The following is a 15,016-nucleotide window of genomic DNA, read 5'->3' on the forward strand; positions in this document are numbered from 1 at the left end:
TTATAGCGGAAAACGCGAAATCAGCAGTTCTAAGCGCTGACGAATATCGCTATCCAGCGCCATCGGTGCATCATACGACTGGCGGTTTTCCATATCATCCGCCACCATGTCGTCGTGTTTATCCCCCATCAGGCCATTAATGGCGGCGAGGAAGCGGGAAATCTGTAACGCCTCTTTATTTTCAGGATCAAGCGATCTTAGGGTGTCGTAATAAGAAACCTGCTGGCTGATGATTTTTCGCACATCATGAAATTCCCTGCCAGTTAGTCGCGGTTTGGCAATTATCTCTTTCAGGGTATGCATTTGCTTTTGCCGATAGGCAATAAAACCGCTTACGCTTTCTAACTGGCTATGGCGTAATGAATAGTTCACCAACGACCAGACCGGAGAGCTTAAATAAACCCGTAACAGGTTGCCGTAATACGACACAATATTTTTCTTACCGTTACGAAAGCCGTCCTGAAAACGCCCCAAAAAAACGGTCGTTTTGCCGAATAAAAATCCGGCCTGATGCTTCTTTAAATACAGCCGTTGCGCAAAGCGCAGATGCTTGTAGCGCGCTCGCATGTATTTATACTTTTTGCGCTCGTCTGTCGTCAGCTCATCGCCTTTCGCCTGTTTGCGGATTAAACGCAGTAGCTCCTGACGATTAACACCATCCAGCCAGAATTTCAGGCATAACGCGTAATTATCATGGATGATTTCGGTGGTACAACTTAGTGCGATAGTCGGCGGCAAACTGACCTGTGCATCAACGACATCATCTTCTTCAATCGCAACAAATAGACGCTCGCTCGCCTCAAGCGGGAAATATTTTCTCATCATCAGGATTTCTCTCCGGCTGCGTTATAAAGCAAGGAATGGCGCTGAAAAAATGCCTTTAAGGTCGGAATTAGCGAGAACACCACATCCAGACATTGCCCACCGAAGTAAGCAAATGCAGCCCCCAGCACGCCAAATAGATGACAGAACATGAACAGCAATACGATGTAGCCGATTGAGGCGATGGTTTGCGCCACGAGAAAAGCGCGCTGTTTTCCCGCCATCAATAGCAATGACTCCTGTGGGAAGCCCAGCATCGAAATCACAATTGCGCCCAGCATCACCTGAATCAGGTCATACGCTTCGAGATACTTAACGCCAAACACCAGCGAAATGAGCGGCTTGCCGACGATCAACACCGCGAGCGACACCAGAATACCGATTCCGCCCGCCAGTAAACCGGACTTCACGCCTAACAACCACGGTCTGGTGGTGCGCGGATCTAAACGCATCACCTCTGGGTAAAAACTTTTACCCAGTAAACCCGCTGGCGTTCCGGCGGCGTCGAAGAATGTCATGGCGATTTTAAATAACCCGGCGGCAGCGGGTCCTAACACGATCCCCACCAACACTGTGCTGCACGAATTACGCGCCGACCAGATGGAATGGGCAATGTTGGTTGACCAGACAAAACTCCACGCGCCTTTGATGTGTCGGGCAGACTCAAACAGATTCAATTTGAAGGCGTTATGGATATTTCTGCGGCGTAATTCGCGCGCGGCAAACCACCAGTACATGGTGCCGCCAACCAGATTCGACACGTACCAGGCAATAACAAAACCCGCAAAACCAAAGTCAAAATACCAGGCTACGACGCTCCCCGCTGCGCGCAGAAAAGGTTTCGTCGCCTGCTGTACAGCAATCAAATCAAAGCGATCTACCGCACGCAGAATGCCGGTCGGCGTGGAGGAAGCCATTGAAGGAATGAGCGTGCAATAGAGCGCCGCCAGCCAAAAGCTTTGGTCATCCAGACCTAATGAATGGGAAAGGAATGGCAGTAAGGCAATGCCGCCGACAATCGCCACCGCGCCGCTGACGATATCCAGCGAGAAGGAAAATGAGACAACATTGCGAAATTGCTGCGGATTATTGTTGGTCAAGGCTGGCGTTCCGTACTGCACCACCAACTGCCATGTCTGAAACTTAATAAAATCGCTGATCGACTTGGCGTACGATTGCACAATCACCAGTACGCCAAACATGGCGGGCGTCATCCCTTTACCGGCACACGAGAGCGCCAACAGACCCAGCAAAGCGCTCACGACATTACTGGAGCCTAACCAGGCGCTATTGCGAATAATGGTGCGAAACGCGCCATCTGCAAACCAATGTTTGATGTTAAAACCCGCCAATTCAGCCTGACCTTATCGTTGATAGTAAAAAGTATCCCGCCAGCCTTAAGTTAAACTTCGGCGGTCAGAAACGATGGCAACCAGAGAAACCGCCTTCTGTGCCTGTTCCAGCACTTCGCTGTAGGGCGCTCTGGAATCAATCTCAAGAATTTTTGTGCCGTTATAGCCAATCGTCGACATGACGCCGATTTTGTCCTGCAGCTCGGCATAGTCATGGTCAGGCTTGCGGGAGATGGCAGTATCAATATCAATCCCCAAACGAATGATTAATTCAGGACGGTATTGCGCCATTTGTTGGTATAAACGCCGTTCGCGCTGCGCCAGAAACATGCTGATTTTCCCGGTCGCACGTTCGACGCCGATCCCCGGTCCGTCATAATAAAAGCCCGAAATTTCAGCCTGCGGGAAGCGATCGCTGACCACCAGAACGCCACTTTGCGCCAGTCGCTGAACCTTGCGTAGATTCGCCATTCTTCGCAGCGAGAAGCAGTACATAATCACCGCCGCCCATAGCGCTGGAGATTTGGTTTTCATGCTTTGGGTTTTCGAGGATTTGGCCGCCAGTCGCCGTTCGAGCCAGACGCCAACCAACGGCAATCGTTTGATTTTGTCACCGTCTTCGCCGGAGAGCAGCCCCAAATAGCGGCGCTCGGTTTGCCAGTGTTGTTGCAGCGATTTCACCAGGTCGGTGGTCAGCGTGGATTTACCGGTGCCATCACACCCGACCACCGCAATCAGCCCCGGAATGTAGTTGGGCTGCGGCGCGGTTGTACTATTAACAGTTTGTGTTTGTAGTGCATCCATTCGTTAAATCATCCCCTATCCATTTTGGTGATCAGGAAAGCGCGGCGTGAATTGCGCGTAGTGACGCTTGCATAATTTCATCGGCTGGTTGCCGACCATCCAGTTCAAGGATCTTTGCGCCATTGAATGTCAGTTGCGGCGTAACGGCGATTTTTTCCTGTAACGCTGCCAGTTGGTGGTCAGGTTTACGCGCAAACGCGGTTTGTTCATCAATGCCAAGACGAATCAACAATACGGGCAAATAAGACGCCATCCATTGGTACAGCTTCAGCTCGCGCTGCCTTAACATTTTTATCCAACCGTTACCGCCCGTGGTTTTTGCCAATTGCGGGCCATCAAAGCGAAAACCCGGCACTTCAACCTGCGGGTAGCGGTCGGTGATGAGCAGATAGCCTTGCTGGCTTTTACACAACATTTTGCGAAACTTATACGCCCGCCAGCAGGAAAGCAGATAGATAACCAGCGCAGTAATATTGCCAGGCGGTGTTGAGGGCTTTTCGTGCACATGTGCCGCTTTACTTCGCAGATAACGCCCAAAAGGTGCGCCAATAACAGGGAGCTGTGAAATCCATTCGCCAATTCGCCCGGACGATTGCCCGAGATAAATGTGTTCTGTTGGCATTCTTGCTGCCAGTTCATTTACCAGGCTTGCCGTGAGGGTCGATTTACCTGAACCATCACATCCTACAATGGCAATAACACGCACTGGCGTGGAATTAATTATTGACATATTACGTTGATTCACGAAAAACCCGGCAGCAAATAATGTATTGAATATTACGTGGTCCGTGCTCAGAATATCCGTTCAACCTTATTGTGACAATGGTTAATTGTGACATTGACCTGAATTACGCTTTCATAAAAACATATTAACCAAATAAATATTTTTAATGGATATTTAAATTAAAGGATATATTCATGCAGTCAATAACACCTCCATTAATTGCCGTTATTGGTAGCGATGGTTCAGGCAAGTCAACGGTGTGTGAACATCTCATTACCGTTGTCGAAAAATATGGTGCTGCCGAAAGAGTTCATTTAGGAAAACAGGCCGGAAATGTCGGTCGTGCAGTGACAAAATTACCGTTGATGGGAAAATCCTTACATAAAACAATTGAACGAAATCAGGTGAAAACAGCAAAAAAATTGCCTGGCCCTGTTCCGGCGCTGGTAATTACAGCGTTTGTCGCCCGTCGCTTACTGCGCTTTCGTCATATGCTTGCCTGTCGTCGTCGCGGGTTAATTGTTCTAACCGACCGTTATCCTCAGGACCAAATTCCTGGTGCTTACGATGGTACGGTGTTCCCACCTAACGTTGAAGGTGGTCGTTTTGTCTCATGGCTGGCAAGCCAGGAACGTAAAGCGTTTCACTGGATGGCGAGCCATAAGCCCGATCTGGTCATCAAACTCAATGTCGATCTGGACGTGGCCTGCGCGCGTAAGCCTGACCACAAAAGAGAATCGCTGGAAAGGAAGATAGCCATAACGCCACAGTTAACCTTTGGAGGCGCGCAACTGGTTGATATCGATGCCAATCAACCGCTGGAACAAGTGCTGGTTGATGCGGAAAAAGCGATTACGGATTTTATGACCGCGCGTGGTTATCACTAGTCAAAAATGGAAATGCCCGATCGCCAGGACCGGGCATTTTCAGGAAGGTTAAATCAACTGCAATGCTATCCAGTACAACCCACCAGAAAGAAAAATCGCCGCCGGTAAAGTAAACACCCACGCCATCAGGATGCTGGTTACCGTTTTACGCTGTAACCCACCGCCGTCCACCACCATCGTCCCTGCTACCGCAGACGAGAGGACGTGTGTTGTGGAGACGGGCATCCCAATATAACTGGCAAGGCCGATAGACACTGCCGCCGTCATTTGTGCCGCCATGCCTTGCGCATACGTCATGCCGCGCTTACCAATCTTCTCACCGATGGTCATCGCTACACGACGCCAGCCAATCATGGTGCCAATGCCGAGCGCCAGAGCTACTGCCATGATGATCCACACCGGAGCGTACTCAATGGTGCTTAACATATCGCTGCGCAGTTTTTTCAGCAGGTTCTGGTCTTCTTTACTGACGCCTGGCAGTTTCGCCAGCTTCGCGGAGGTATCAGAGATGCACAGCATAATGCGGCGCAGCTGGCTGCGCTGACTCACGCTTAACGGCTCGTAACTTTCCATATTGCCTGGCAGCATCGTTTTAACGCGCGCAATCGCATCAAAGGTATTTGCCGGATGACAGTGAAACTCCGTTACTTGCGTGCCATCAGTCGATGCCGCAGGCAATGGAGGTTCCATCGCAATCAACTTCTGCGGCAGTTCAGGATGCTGTTGCAGGTAGTGTTCGAAGTTGGTGACGGCATCGCGGGTACGGGTAATTTCATAGCCGGACGCGTTCATATTGACGACGAAGCCAGCAGGGGCAATCCCCACAAGTACCAGCATCACCAGGCCGATCCCTTTCTGCCCGTCGTTAGCACCGTGCGAAAACGCCACGCCCGCAGCGGAAACAATCAGCGCAATACGCGTCCAGAATGGTGGCTTACGTTTGCCTTTTTTCTTTTTGCGATCTTCCGGAATGCGGTGAATACGGTCACGCTTTTTCGTCCCGCTCCAGTAGCGGCGCAGCAGGAATATCAGGCCTCCCGCAATGACCAGGCCGACGATAGGGGAAACAATCAGCGAGGAGAAAATTTTGGTCACTTCACGCAGGTTTAACGCATCCATCACCGATGAGCCGGTTAACAGCGCGTTGGTTAAACCGATGCCGATAATCGCACCAATCAAGGTATGCGAACTGGAGGCCGGTAAACCAAAGAACCACGTTCCCAGGTTCCAGATAATCGCCGCCAGCAGCATGGAAAAGACCATCGCCAGGCCGTGAGTTGACCCCATATTCAGCAACAAATCGGTTGGCAACATATGGACAATGGCATAGGCAACGCTAAGTCCGCCTAGCAATACGCCAAAAAAGTTAAAAAATGCCGCCATCACCACAGCAAGTTGTGGTTGCATGGCACGAGTATAAATAACGGTTGCCACCGCATTCGCCGTATCATGAAAACCATTGATTGCTTCGTAGAACAACACAAATGCCAGAGCAAGTAATAACAAAAGCCCCGTGTATATATCAAGGCCAACAAATAAATTTAGCATATATTAGATTACGCCATTTTGAATTTACGAACGGACGCATTATCAGTGACTTTAACGGCGTGGGCAAAGTGAAATATCATTTTTTAACGATAAAAAGAGTGTTATTTCTTGTGTATCAGATAATAAGCATTCATTCAAAACCTTTAGAAATAATCAAAACACAGGCATTCCACTGGTTAATACATTCACACATGAAATGAATAAATATTTGAATATATAAATATTGAATATTTTGATTAATCCCCGCACTGATTATTCTTCATAATCAGTGCGGGGTTGCTACAACATGTATTACTCTTTCACCACAATTAACGGTTCAATATCACTCTCTTTTTTAATGACCAGTGATTCATCACCGCGCAAACACGTCCCACCGTAGTTGCCGCCAACGGTGAAGGTACATACCTGAATGTATTTACCGTCCACTTTCGGCAAACACCACAGTTGCTGATAGATGTTTTTCTGCTCAGCAAATTTACCGCTGGTTTTGTCCAGCACCTCTTCATGATGGCTGACCAGGTCGATATTGCTACCACAGCGACCAGCGATCGGTTTCACTGCATAACCGGTTTTCACCAGTTCATCATTCACGGAGAAATCGGTATCCAGCAGGTAGCGATGGTGCGGGAACAGCGACCAGAGGATCGGCAGAATCGCTTTGTTGCCGGGGATCACCGTCCACAGCGGCTCAAAGACCAGCACTTCCGGGCGCAGCAATACGTCGATAAGACGCACTTCATTTTGCGGATGACCGGTACGGATCGGCACCGCAGCAAACTCACGGTCGCTAACTTCACGAATCTGATCAAACGCGGTTTCCCACGCCCAGGTTTTCCACACGCAGTTAACCAGTCGCCCTTCCCCATCAATCAGTTGCCCGGCAGCATCCCAGCCCAGTTCATCCAGCCCGCGCAAGATACGCGTTTCAAAGCCCGCCTGGTGCAGCGCCTGCTCCATAAACTGCGCGTGATAGTTTTCCTCGATATCTTTGTCCTGCATGATATGGACAAACGGACGTGCACGACTGTGTTTCCAGGCACCAGCCAGTTCGTTAATCAGCCCTTCCGCCGGATTGAAGCCGTTGCCTTTATAGCCCTGCTCCGCCCAACGTTCGAGGATCAAGCCCGCTTCGGTATGACAGGAGGCGGAATCGGCGTTGTATTCGTAGACCTTCAGGCCACGTTCGTCCATACAGAAATCCATACGACCGGTGATCATATGGTGACGGCGACGCTGCCAGGAGAGACGCAAACGTGGCCAAAGGATTTTCGGAATGTCGAACAGCGCCAGCAGGTTGTCATCTTTCAGCACCTTGTCGGTGGCGTGAAGATACATCAGGTGCAGTTCGTTGGTGGCTTTAATCAGCTCCTGCTCGGCACTCTCGGTAATGGTGTAGTAATGATACGGATCCTGATTGATCACCTGACCGTTGGCCTGCACATAGGCGTTTTGTAGCGGATCTTTTTCATCCAGCCATTTACCGTCAAACTGACCTTTGTTTTCCAGGCGCGCTCCGCTGATTTTCAGCAGCTCGCCTGCAATTTCCGGCTGCGGTAAGCTGTATTCAGTATCTTCCGTCTGGATCATCCAGCCCAGAATGGTGGTGTCATCAAACGTGTCTTTAAGGGTATAGCAGCCGTTTTCGACCACCATCTCCAGCTCGCGTGTCCACTGTTGCCCTTGCGGTAACGGGGAATGAATCACGTTCTGTTCCGCAATACGGACTTTGTTGCCATGCAATTGGGTAATGATGGCGACATGGCCAGTGTCTTTAAATTCACCGCCTTTATCCCAGATAAGAAGCGCGCCCGCGACCGGTGCACGCGGCGAGCCATTAGGAAATGCCTGCAATGGCAGGATGTTGTCATTAACCACTTCACGCAGGAAGCGCAGCGAGAAAATCTCCCACGCCATACCCACGTCAGTGAAGACCACACCGTAATTCAGAAAGAGAAAACGGCGAGCAAATTCAACGCATTGCCATTTGTGGCCCATATATTCGTCGTCGATATAGCTACGGAATACGGCGTCATCTTCGTATTCCTGCGGATCGAGAGAACTGTAATCTGAAGAGTAGATTGCTACCCCACCTGGGGCGTAGCCCAATAATGTCCCGAACGGGGCATCCTGGCTGGTCGTTCCTTTGCTCATCACTTTACCTTTAACAATACAACCTAAGCAGTTGGCGTAATTGTTGTGCTCTGATTACCTGCTCAGCGACATTAACCGGACAGAGGTCAGACTAATCATACACCTCATCGCAGCGGCTGGCGCAAAGGGTTAAAAAATTCACATTCTGTACAGCAAGTGACCTGCTACACTGCTTCGACACTACCACTCAGAAGGCAACTCACTATGACAGACAATACTTATCAGCCCGCGAAAGTCTGGACGTGGGACAAATCCGCCGGCGGCGCGTTCGCCAATATCAACCGCCCGGTTTCTGGTCCGACGCATGAAAAAACGCTGCCCGTTGGCAAACACCCCTTACAACTCTATTCGCTGGGAACGCCGAACGGCCAGAAAGTAACGATTATGCTTGAGGAGCTGCTGGCGCTGGGCGTTACTGGCGCAGAGTACGATGCCTGGCTGATACGCATAGGCGATGGCGATCAATTCTCCAGCGGTTTTGTCGAAGTAAACCCAAACTCGAAGATCCCGGCGCTGCGCGATCATACGCATAATCCGCCGCTCCGCGTGTTTGAGTCTGGATCGATTCTGCTTTATCTGGCGGAGAAATTTGGCTACTTCCTGCCGCAGGATCTGGCAAAGCGTACTGAAGCAATGAACTGGTTGTTCTGGTTACAGGGTGCTGCGCCGTTTCTCGGCGGTGGTTTTGGTCACTTTTACCATTACGCGCCGGTGAAAATTGAGTACGCCATCAATCGCTTTACCATGGAAGCCAAGCGCCTGCTCGACGTGCTGGATAAGCAACTGGCGCAGCATAAGTTTGTTGCGGGCGATGAGTACACCATTGCGGATATGGCGATTTGGCCGTGGTTTGGCAACGTGGTGTTAGGTGGTGTGTATGATGCCGCTGAGTTTCTTGATGCGGGCAGTTATAAACATGTGCAACGCTGGGCGAAAGAAGTGGGCGAACGTCCGGCGGTGAAGCGTGGGCGTATTGTTAACCGCACCAACGGGCCGCTGAACGAGCAGTTGCATGAGCGCCATGACGCCAGTGATTTTGAGACGAATACGGAAGATAAGCGTCAGGGGTAAGGGTTGGTGTTCGTCGCAGCAAGCCATCCAGGCCGAGGTAGGCCGGAAAAGGCGTTCACGCCGCATCCGGCAATCGTGCATAATGCCTGATGCGACGCTGCCGCGTCTTATCAGGCCTACAATCGGCACCCGAACGGTAGGCCGGATAAGGCGTTCACGCCGCATCCGGCAATCGTGCACAATGCCTGATGCGACGCTGTCGCGTCTTATCAGGCCTACGAAAGCTAATCATCACGCGCTGGTAATGTCGTAATCCATTTGGCGCAGCGCGTCTAATGTGGCTTTGGCTTCATCTTCGTCGATGATGCTCATGGCAAATCCGACGTGTACCAGCACCCACTGGCCCAGCAGATCGGCAGGGTTACCTTCACAAATCAGGGCGATATTCACGTCGCGCTTGATACCACATACTTCAACCTGCGCAAGCTGGTGAATATCCTCACCGACAGCCAGCACCTGGCCTGGAACGCCAATACACATTGTTAACTCCGGTTATTCAACTTCAATACTTTTGACGATCAGCGAATCGCCGGTATCGACACGCAACCGCTCGCCATGACAGAGCGGACACTGCGCATCGTGCTGATGAATCTCCACCACCTGGCTGCAATCCCAGCACCAGGCCTGGGCGGGTTTATAGACGATATGTAAATCGCACCCTTGCGCCACCGTTCCGTGGCAGACAATTTCAAAACTAAAACGGACGGCGCTCTCCTCAACGCAGGAGAGCGCGCCAATTTCCAGCCACACGGCGGTGACGCGCTTAACATCGTGCTGCTCCGCCTGCCGTTGGATAATTTCAACGGCGCTCTGGCAAAGCGACAACTCATGCATTTTCGCCACTCCTGCGGCCAAACAGCAGGGCGCGACGCCCTGCGTGTGGTACATCCGGATTCGTGACTGGCAGCGAAAGGATCATTCGTGCGCAGTCATCCGTCAGGCGTTGGCCCTCTTCAATCGACATGCTGTGCGAAAGCGGCGACATCAGCGAGCAGGAGAGGTATTGCGAAACACCGTCCAGTTCGCCAACGGTAAAGGTCATGGTGCCATACGGCAGTTGCAGACCAATTTTTTCACTCACTTTGCGCAGCGGCCAGAGTTGATCCGGGCCGGGGAAGATAACTGCACTCAGCATCCACGGGGTGATCACACACCCCGTCCACTGACCTTCGAACAGCGTAAAGTCAGAAACATACACCGGCATTGAAGGATGCAGAAAAGAGAGATCATGCATCGAACGCCGGGCAATTTCTTCAAAAGCTGCCTGTACTTGCGCCTTCGGGGAGGTCTGGAAACCTGCTATCTCTTCAGTCATGAGTCGCCTCCCGTGGGATGGCTTCCACGCCTGATTCGCGCAGCGCAGCCAGAACCTGCTCAAGCGCAGGTTCAATCATCGCTTCGACCGTCGGCGTTAAGCCGATGTGCGGCTCCAGCGATTCCGGGATCACGCCGACCAGCGTCAGCTTTTTCGGAAACTCACCGGTGAAGCGCAGGGCCGACAATACGTCGGCCAGGCCAAGCTGATGCGGAGAGATTTTGTTGGTAAACAACGCCGGAACTTCTTCATCCCGCAGGATCATCATCGTTCCCGGCGCGTTCTTTTTCGACACAATGGCATCCGCAATAATCAGATGATCGCGATTTGCCATGTCGCCAAGCAGCTCCATTCCCGCCGTGCCGCCATCGAGGATCTCAACATAATCCGGCAGAATGTATCGTTGCTCTAACGCTTCGACAATCCGCACACCGATGGCTTCATCGGTCAGCAAAATATTGCCAACCCCTAAGACTAAAATACGCATTACAGAACCTTCACTGAAACCACTTCGTTGCCGTCGGCATCCACTACGTGTACCGCACAGGCCATGCACGGGTCGAAGGAGTGAATGGTACGCACCACTTCCAGCGGCTTATTCGGATCGGCAACCGGTGTACCCACCAGCGACTGCTCGTAAGGACCGACGTCATCATTGAAGTTACGCGGGCCAGAGTTCCAGGTTGATGGAACAACTGCCTGGTAGTTGCTGATGATACCGTCTTTGATCACCATCCAGTGAGAGAGCATACCGCGCGGTGCTTCAAGGAAACCAACGCCTTTGAACTCACCTGTAGCCGGAATGTTCGGCTTCACAAAGGTGGTGTGATCGCCTTTGCCGATATTGGTGATCAGTGCACTGTATTGATTTTGCAGGATATCCTGCAATTCGCAGCAGTGAACGGTACGACCAATAATACGGCCCAGCGTGGAGTGCAGCTGCGCCACTTCCAGCGTGTTGCCAGTCAGTTTCTGATAAATCGCAACGATTTCATTCAGTTTATTCTGGGTAGATTCGCGACCTGCCGCCAGTTTCACCAGCATATTAGCCAGCGGACCCACTTCTACCGTTTTGCCGTAGAAAGTCGGTGATTTCACCCAGGAATATTTCCCGTCGTCAGACCAACCATCATAAGCCGGGATGGTGGTACCTTCCCACGGTGCCTGCGGCGCTTCGTCTTTATACCAGGAGTGCTTCGCGCTTTCCTGAATGCCTTTGATCAGGTATTCATCGGAGTGGGAAGTGATCGGGCGATACGAGGACAGATCCGCATTCTCAATGTAGCCGCCCGGGAACAGGAAGCTGCCGTTTTTACTGTCGGTCGGGAATTCCGGCACGCTCAGGTAGTTCACCGCACCTTTACCGCGCGTCAGCCATTCCGGATAGAACGCGGCGATAACCGCGGTATCAACCTTATAAACCTGCTCAACAAAGTCGCTCAGCTTGTCGATGAAGGACTTGATGTACATCAGACGCTCAAGATTCAGCACGCCCAGACCGTCGAGGTTGATCGGGTTAGCGACCCCACCTACTGCCAGGTTCTGAATGTGCGGCGTTTTACCGCCCAGCAGCGCCACGACGCGGTTAGCGTCACGCTGGCACTCCAGCGCCTGCAGGTAGTGCGCTACCGCAATCAGGTTCACTTCCGGCGGCAGTTTCATCGCCGGGTGACCCCAGTAGCCATTGGCGAAAATACCCAACTGACCGCTGGCAACCAGATCTTTGATCTTGTTCTGAACTTTAGTGAACTCTTCCGGACTGTTCAGATGCCAGGTCGAAACGCCTTTCAGCATTTCGGAGGCTTTGGTTGGGTCAGCTTGCAGTGCAGAAGTGATATCCACCCAGTCCAGCGCCGAAAGTTGATAGAAATGAACGATATGGTCATGCGTGGTGTGCGCAGCCAGAATGATGTTACGGATGTATTGCGCGTTAACCGGAACGTCGATATTCAGCGCACTCTCTGCCGCACGAACGGAAGACAGCGCGTGAGTGGTAGTACATACGCCACAGATACGTTGCACAATCATCCATGCATCGCGCGGATCGCGGTTTTTCACGATCTCTTCCATGCCGCGCCACATGGTACCGGAAGCCCATGCTTTCGAAACGACACCATTTTCGATTTCGCAATCGATGCGTAAATGCCCCTCAATACGGGTTACCGGATCAATAGTAATTCTCTGGCTCATGCTTTGCTCGCCTCATGACGATTATGATCGTTTTGTTTTAAAGGAGGAAGTATCGGCAGTAGACGAATGAGTACGATGTAAGCGCAAATCTCAATAGCCACAAAACCAATAGAAATCAACAGTTCTTCCCAGGTTGGGAAGTAGGCGTAACCGCCGCCCGGGTTGAATGCCACCAGCGAATAGGTCAGACGCCAGGTTGCACAACCTAACAGCGCGCTCAGTGCTGACAGGAACAGCATGCGGGAATCATTACGCAGCTTCGCCACACGCAGAACGACCAGCGGGAAGAGCATCAGCAGGACTTCAATCCAGAACATCACGGAGTAGAAGTCACCGGCAAACGCTAACGACAGCTTGTCGCGATAGATAAGCTCGCCAAAGCGCAGCACGATGAAAATCGCCAGCAACACACTGATGGTGTTGGTCAGCTTAACGAACAGACTCTTTTCATCCGGACCGTTGCCACGCAGACCCGCCTGCACCAACGAACCTTCAAAGATGACAATCGAGAAGCCCATGATGAACGCCGTCAGCAGCGAGAACAGCGGCAACATTTCATAGCTCTGCCACAACGGATGCACTTTGTAGCCCGCCGAGATCATCAGCGACCCCATTGAAGACTGGTGCATAGTTGGCAGCAGCGCACCGAGCGCGATGATGAAGAACATCACCTTGTTCAGACGCTGTAGCGACACCTTCCAGCCCAATCGTTCAAACAATGCCGGAGCAAACTCCAGTGCCATCACGCCGATGTAGATGGTCATACAGACCGCCGTCTCGAACAGTACCGAGTTCACGTTGAAGTGACCCGGAATGTAGAAGTACGGCAGGTTCCAGTAGCGACCAACGTCGATGGTGATCGACAAGCCACCCAGTGAGTAACCGAACAGACTCGCCAACAGCGCCGGACGCACCAGCGGATGGTATTGCCCACGGTTAAAGACGTACACCGCCCACGCCAGCGCCCAGCCGCCACAGGCAAAGCCGGTGCCGATCAACAGGTCAAACGCGATCCACACACCCCACGGGAAGCCGCCGTTCAGGTCAGAGACAGAGCCCAGACCGAACACCAGACGCTTCACAATCAGGAGCATACAGATGACGATTAACGGTCCAAAAATCATGACCGGTTTACTGATGATTTTGCCGCCCAGCGGTTGTGGATCATGACTCATGATCGTCTCCTCCGTCGTGATGGTCGTTTTTGGTGTTGCGACGAACCAGCACGGTTAAGCCCGCCAGCACAGCCAGTGGTAGCATCATGCCTTTATACAGGGTGTGTTGAATATTTTCGGAACGCGCACCGGTAGAAAGATCGTCCAGTTTCGGCAGGTCAAGATTTTCATAAGGCACCCCCGTCAGTACCAGAACCTGAGTACCGCCGCCCTCTTTCTCGCCGTACAGATGCGGATAATATTTCGGCACCGTATGCAGGTAAGTGTCGCCAGATTTCAGCGTCTGACGCGGATAGTGGTATTCGCTGCCTGGCTTCAGCGCCAGACGTTTTTTCGCCTCAGCCATCAGCTCTTCACGCGTACCAAAAATCACCGCGCCCGCCGGGCACACTTCTACGCAGCCAGGCAGACCGCCTTTATCAAGACGTTCCACACCTTTCTGGTTGCACAGTTCACACTTATGCAGCGCACCAAATGGGTTGTTGTAGTCGTACTTCGGCACGTTGTATGGGCAGGCGACCATGCAGTAACGGCAGCCAGTGCACACATCTTTGTCGTAATGGACAATGCCGGTTTTCGGATCTTTTTTCAGCGCAGAGACCGGACACACGGAGACACAGTTCGGATCGACGCAGTGCATACACTGTTTCTTAATGTACGCGTAGCCGTTCTCTTCCTGGTCTTTGTTGACACCCGTGCCGCTGGTCCACACCTGAATAATGTTATTGGTATACGGCGACAGTTTGTCGTTGTTCGACCAGGTCTGTTCCCCTTGCGGGTTACGTTCAGGGAAGTTGATATCCTGACACTTGGTGACGCAAGCCTGGCAGCCTACGCACAAGGTCGAGTCGTACAACATCCCCAGCGATCCCGGAATTGGCGGGCGGTTTTCAGCAGCCGCATGACTGACAGACGGCAACGCGCCCGTCAGCAATGCCCCGCAGGAGGCTGCTTTAATAAAATTACGTCTGTTCACG

The 15,016-nt window shown here is 51.9% G+C and carries 15 protein-coding genes; 2 read left to right on the forward strand and 13 right to left on the reverse strand.

Annotated elements, in window-relative coordinates; all coding sequences use genetic code 11:
• From ACJHYR_RS04445 to ACJHYR_RS04460, 4 genes are read right to left on the reverse strand one after another with little or no spacing between them, the layout of a single operon-like run.
• Positions 1–825 carry a hypothetical protein gene (locus ACJHYR_RS04445; protein ID WP_000984964.1) on the reverse strand — a complete coding sequence of 275 codons (825 nt, stop codon included), beginning with the start codon at positions 823–825 and terminating at the stop codon, positions 1–3.
• On the reverse strand, positions 825–2,174 hold the full coding sequence (locus ACJHYR_RS04450; protein WP_000896892.1) for a lipopolysaccharide biosynthesis protein: 1,350 nt from the start codon (positions 2,172–2,174) through the stop codon (positions 825–827). The genes ACJHYR_RS04445 and ACJHYR_RS04450 overlap by 1 nt, the downstream gene beginning before the upstream one ends.
• A 45-nt stretch (positions 2,175–2,219) precedes the next feature.
• Complete coding sequence (locus ACJHYR_RS04455) at positions 2,220–2,978, reverse strand: hypothetical protein (RefSeq protein WP_000339529.1); 759 nt, start codon at positions 2,976–2,978, stop codon at positions 2,220–2,222.
• 31 nt (positions 2,979–3,009) lie between these two features.
• A complete protein-coding gene (locus tag ACJHYR_RS04460) occupies positions 3,010–3,723 on the reverse strand; it encodes a dTMP kinase (RefSeq protein WP_001076250.1) in 714 nt (237 codons plus the stop codon).
• Positions 3,724–3,896: 173 nt separating this feature from the next.
• Between ACJHYR_RS04460 and ACJHYR_RS04465 the strand changes: the two genes are divergently transcribed.
• Positions 3,897–4,589, forward strand: a complete 693-nt coding sequence (locus tag ACJHYR_RS04465) for a dTMP kinase (protein ID WP_001190774.1) — start codon at positions 3,897–3,899, stop codon at positions 4,587–4,589.
• Positions 4,590–4,637: 48 nt separating this feature from the next.
• Here ACJHYR_RS04465 and pitB read toward each other — a convergent pair whose 3' ends face one another.
• Together pitB and gss are read right to left on the reverse strand one after the other, a co-directional pair.
• Positions 4,638–6,137, reverse strand: a complete 1,500-nt coding sequence (gene pitB, locus ACJHYR_RS04470) for an inorganic phosphate transporter PitB (RefSeq protein ID WP_000933296.1) — start codon at positions 6,135–6,137, stop codon at positions 4,638–4,640.
• Positions 6,138–6,428: 291 nt separating this feature from the next.
• Positions 6,429–8,288 carry a bifunctional glutathionylspermidine amidase/synthase gene (gss, locus tag ACJHYR_RS04475; protein WP_001309761.1) on the reverse strand — a complete coding sequence of 620 codons (1,860 nt, stop codon included), beginning with the start codon at positions 8,286–8,288 and terminating at the stop codon, positions 6,429–6,431.
• Positions 8,289–8,492: 204 nt separating this feature from the next.
• On the opposite strand from gss, the gene yghU reads away from it, so the two are divergent.
• Positions 8,493–9,359, forward strand: a complete 867-nt coding sequence (gene yghU, locus ACJHYR_RS04480) for a glutathione-dependent disulfide-bond oxidoreductase (RefSeq protein WP_021564648.1) — start codon at positions 8,493–8,495, stop codon at positions 9,357–9,359.
• A gap of 231 nt (positions 9,360–9,590) precedes the next feature.
• On the opposite strand, the gene hybG is transcribed toward yghU, so the two are convergent.
• Genes hybG through hybA form a run of 7 tightly spaced genes read right to left on the reverse strand, consistent with a single transcriptional unit; the run spans position 9,591 to position 15,015 of the window.
• The gene (gene hybG / locus ACJHYR_RS04485) at positions 9,591–9,839 is read right to left on the reverse strand and encodes a hydrogenase maturation factor HybG (protein WP_000334896.1); all 249 of its coding nucleotides are present in this window, start codon (positions 9,837–9,839) and stop codon (positions 9,591–9,593) included.
• A 12-nt stretch (positions 9,840–9,851) separates the two neighbouring features.
• A complete protein-coding gene (gene hypA, locus ACJHYR_RS04490; RefSeq protein WP_000544953.1) occupies positions 9,852–10,193 on the reverse strand; it encodes a hydrogenase maturation nickel metallochaperone HypA in 342 nt (113 codons plus the stop codon).
• On the reverse strand, positions 10,186–10,674 hold the full coding sequence (hybE, locus tag ACJHYR_RS04495; RefSeq protein ID WP_000134014.1) for a hydrogenase-2 assembly chaperone: 489 nt from the start codon (positions 10,672–10,674) through the stop codon (positions 10,186–10,188). The genes hypA and hybE overlap by 8 nt, the downstream gene beginning before the upstream one ends.
• A complete protein-coding gene (locus ACJHYR_RS04500) occupies positions 10,667–11,161 on the reverse strand; it encodes a HyaD/HybD family hydrogenase maturation endopeptidase (protein WP_001221940.1) in 495 nt (164 codons plus the stop codon). Before ACJHYR_RS04500 ends, hybE begins: the two co-directional genes overlap by 8 nt.
• Positions 11,161–12,864 (reverse strand): hydrogenase 2 large subunit, encoded by a 1,704-nt coding sequence (gene hybC / locus ACJHYR_RS04505; protein WP_000083065.1) that lies wholly within the window; start codon positions 12,862–12,864, stop codon positions 11,161–11,163. The genes ACJHYR_RS04500 and hybC overlap by 1 nt, the downstream gene beginning before the upstream one ends.
• Positions 12,861–14,039, reverse strand: coding sequence for a Ni/Fe-hydrogenase cytochrome b subunit (hybB, locus tag ACJHYR_RS04510; RefSeq protein ID WP_000017703.1), 1,179 nt, complete (start codon positions 14,037–14,039; stop codon positions 12,861–12,863). The genes hybC and hybB overlap by 4 nt, the downstream gene beginning before the upstream one ends.
• Positions 14,029–15,015, reverse strand: coding sequence for a hydrogenase 2 operon protein HybA (gene hybA, locus ACJHYR_RS04515; RefSeq protein WP_001081870.1), 987 nt, complete (start codon positions 15,013–15,015; stop codon positions 14,029–14,031). Before hybA ends, hybB begins: the two co-directional genes overlap by 11 nt.
• Position 15,016 lies beyond the last annotated feature (1 nt).

The sequence above is a fragment of the Escherichia sp. WS1450 genome, from assembly GCF_046487395.1.
Lineage (GTDB): Bacteria > Pseudomonadota > Gammaproteobacteria > Enterobacterales > Enterobacteriaceae > Escherichia > Escherichia coli.

What these genes read in the sequence shown, in the direction of transcription:
- ACJHYR_RS04445 (WP_000984964.1), bottom strand. Translation starts at nt 825, where the DNA reads ATGATGAGAAAATATTTCCCGCTTGAGGCGAGCGAGCGTCTATTTGTT.
- ACJHYR_RS04455 (WP_000339529.1), bottom strand. Translation starts at nt 2,978, where the DNA reads ATGGATGCACTACAAACACAAACTGTTAATAGTACAACCGCGCCGCAG.
- ACJHYR_RS04465 (WP_001190774.1), top strand. Translation starts at nt 3,897, where the DNA reads ATGCAGTCAATAACACCTCCATTAATTGCCGTTATTGGTAGCGATGGT.
- pitB (WP_000933296.1), bottom strand. Translation starts at nt 6,137, where the DNA reads ATGCTAAATTTATTTGTTGGCCTTGATATATACACGGGGCTTTTGTTA.
- gss (WP_001309761.1), bottom strand. Translation starts at nt 8,288, where the DNA reads ATGAGCAAAGGAACGACCAGCCAGGATGCCCCGTTCGGGACATTATTG.
- yghU (WP_021564648.1), top strand. Translation starts at nt 8,493, where the DNA reads ATGACAGACAATACTTATCAGCCCGCGAAAGTCTGGACGTGGGACAAA.
- hybG (WP_000334896.1), bottom strand. Translation starts at nt 9,839, where the DNA reads ATGTGTATTGGCGTTCCAGGCCAGGTGCTGGCTGTCGGTGAGGATATT.
- hypA (WP_000544953.1), bottom strand. Translation starts at nt 10,193, where the DNA reads ATGCATGAGTTGTCGCTTTGCCAGAGCGCCGTTGAAATTATCCAACGG.
- hybE (WP_000134014.1), bottom strand. Translation starts at nt 10,674, where the DNA reads ATGACTGAAGAGATAGCAGGTTTCCAGACCTCCCCGAAGGCGCAAGTA.
- ACJHYR_RS04500 (WP_001221940.1), bottom strand. Translation starts at nt 11,161, where the DNA reads ATGCGTATTTTAGTCTTAGGGGTTGGCAATATTTTGCTGACCGATGAA.
- hybC (WP_000083065.1), bottom strand. Translation starts at nt 12,864, where the DNA reads ATGAGCCAGAGAATTACTATTGATCCGGTAACCCGTATTGAGGGGCAT.
- hybB (WP_000017703.1), bottom strand. Translation starts at nt 14,039, where the DNA reads ATGAGTCATGATCCACAACCGCTGGGCGGCAAAATCATCAGTAAACCG.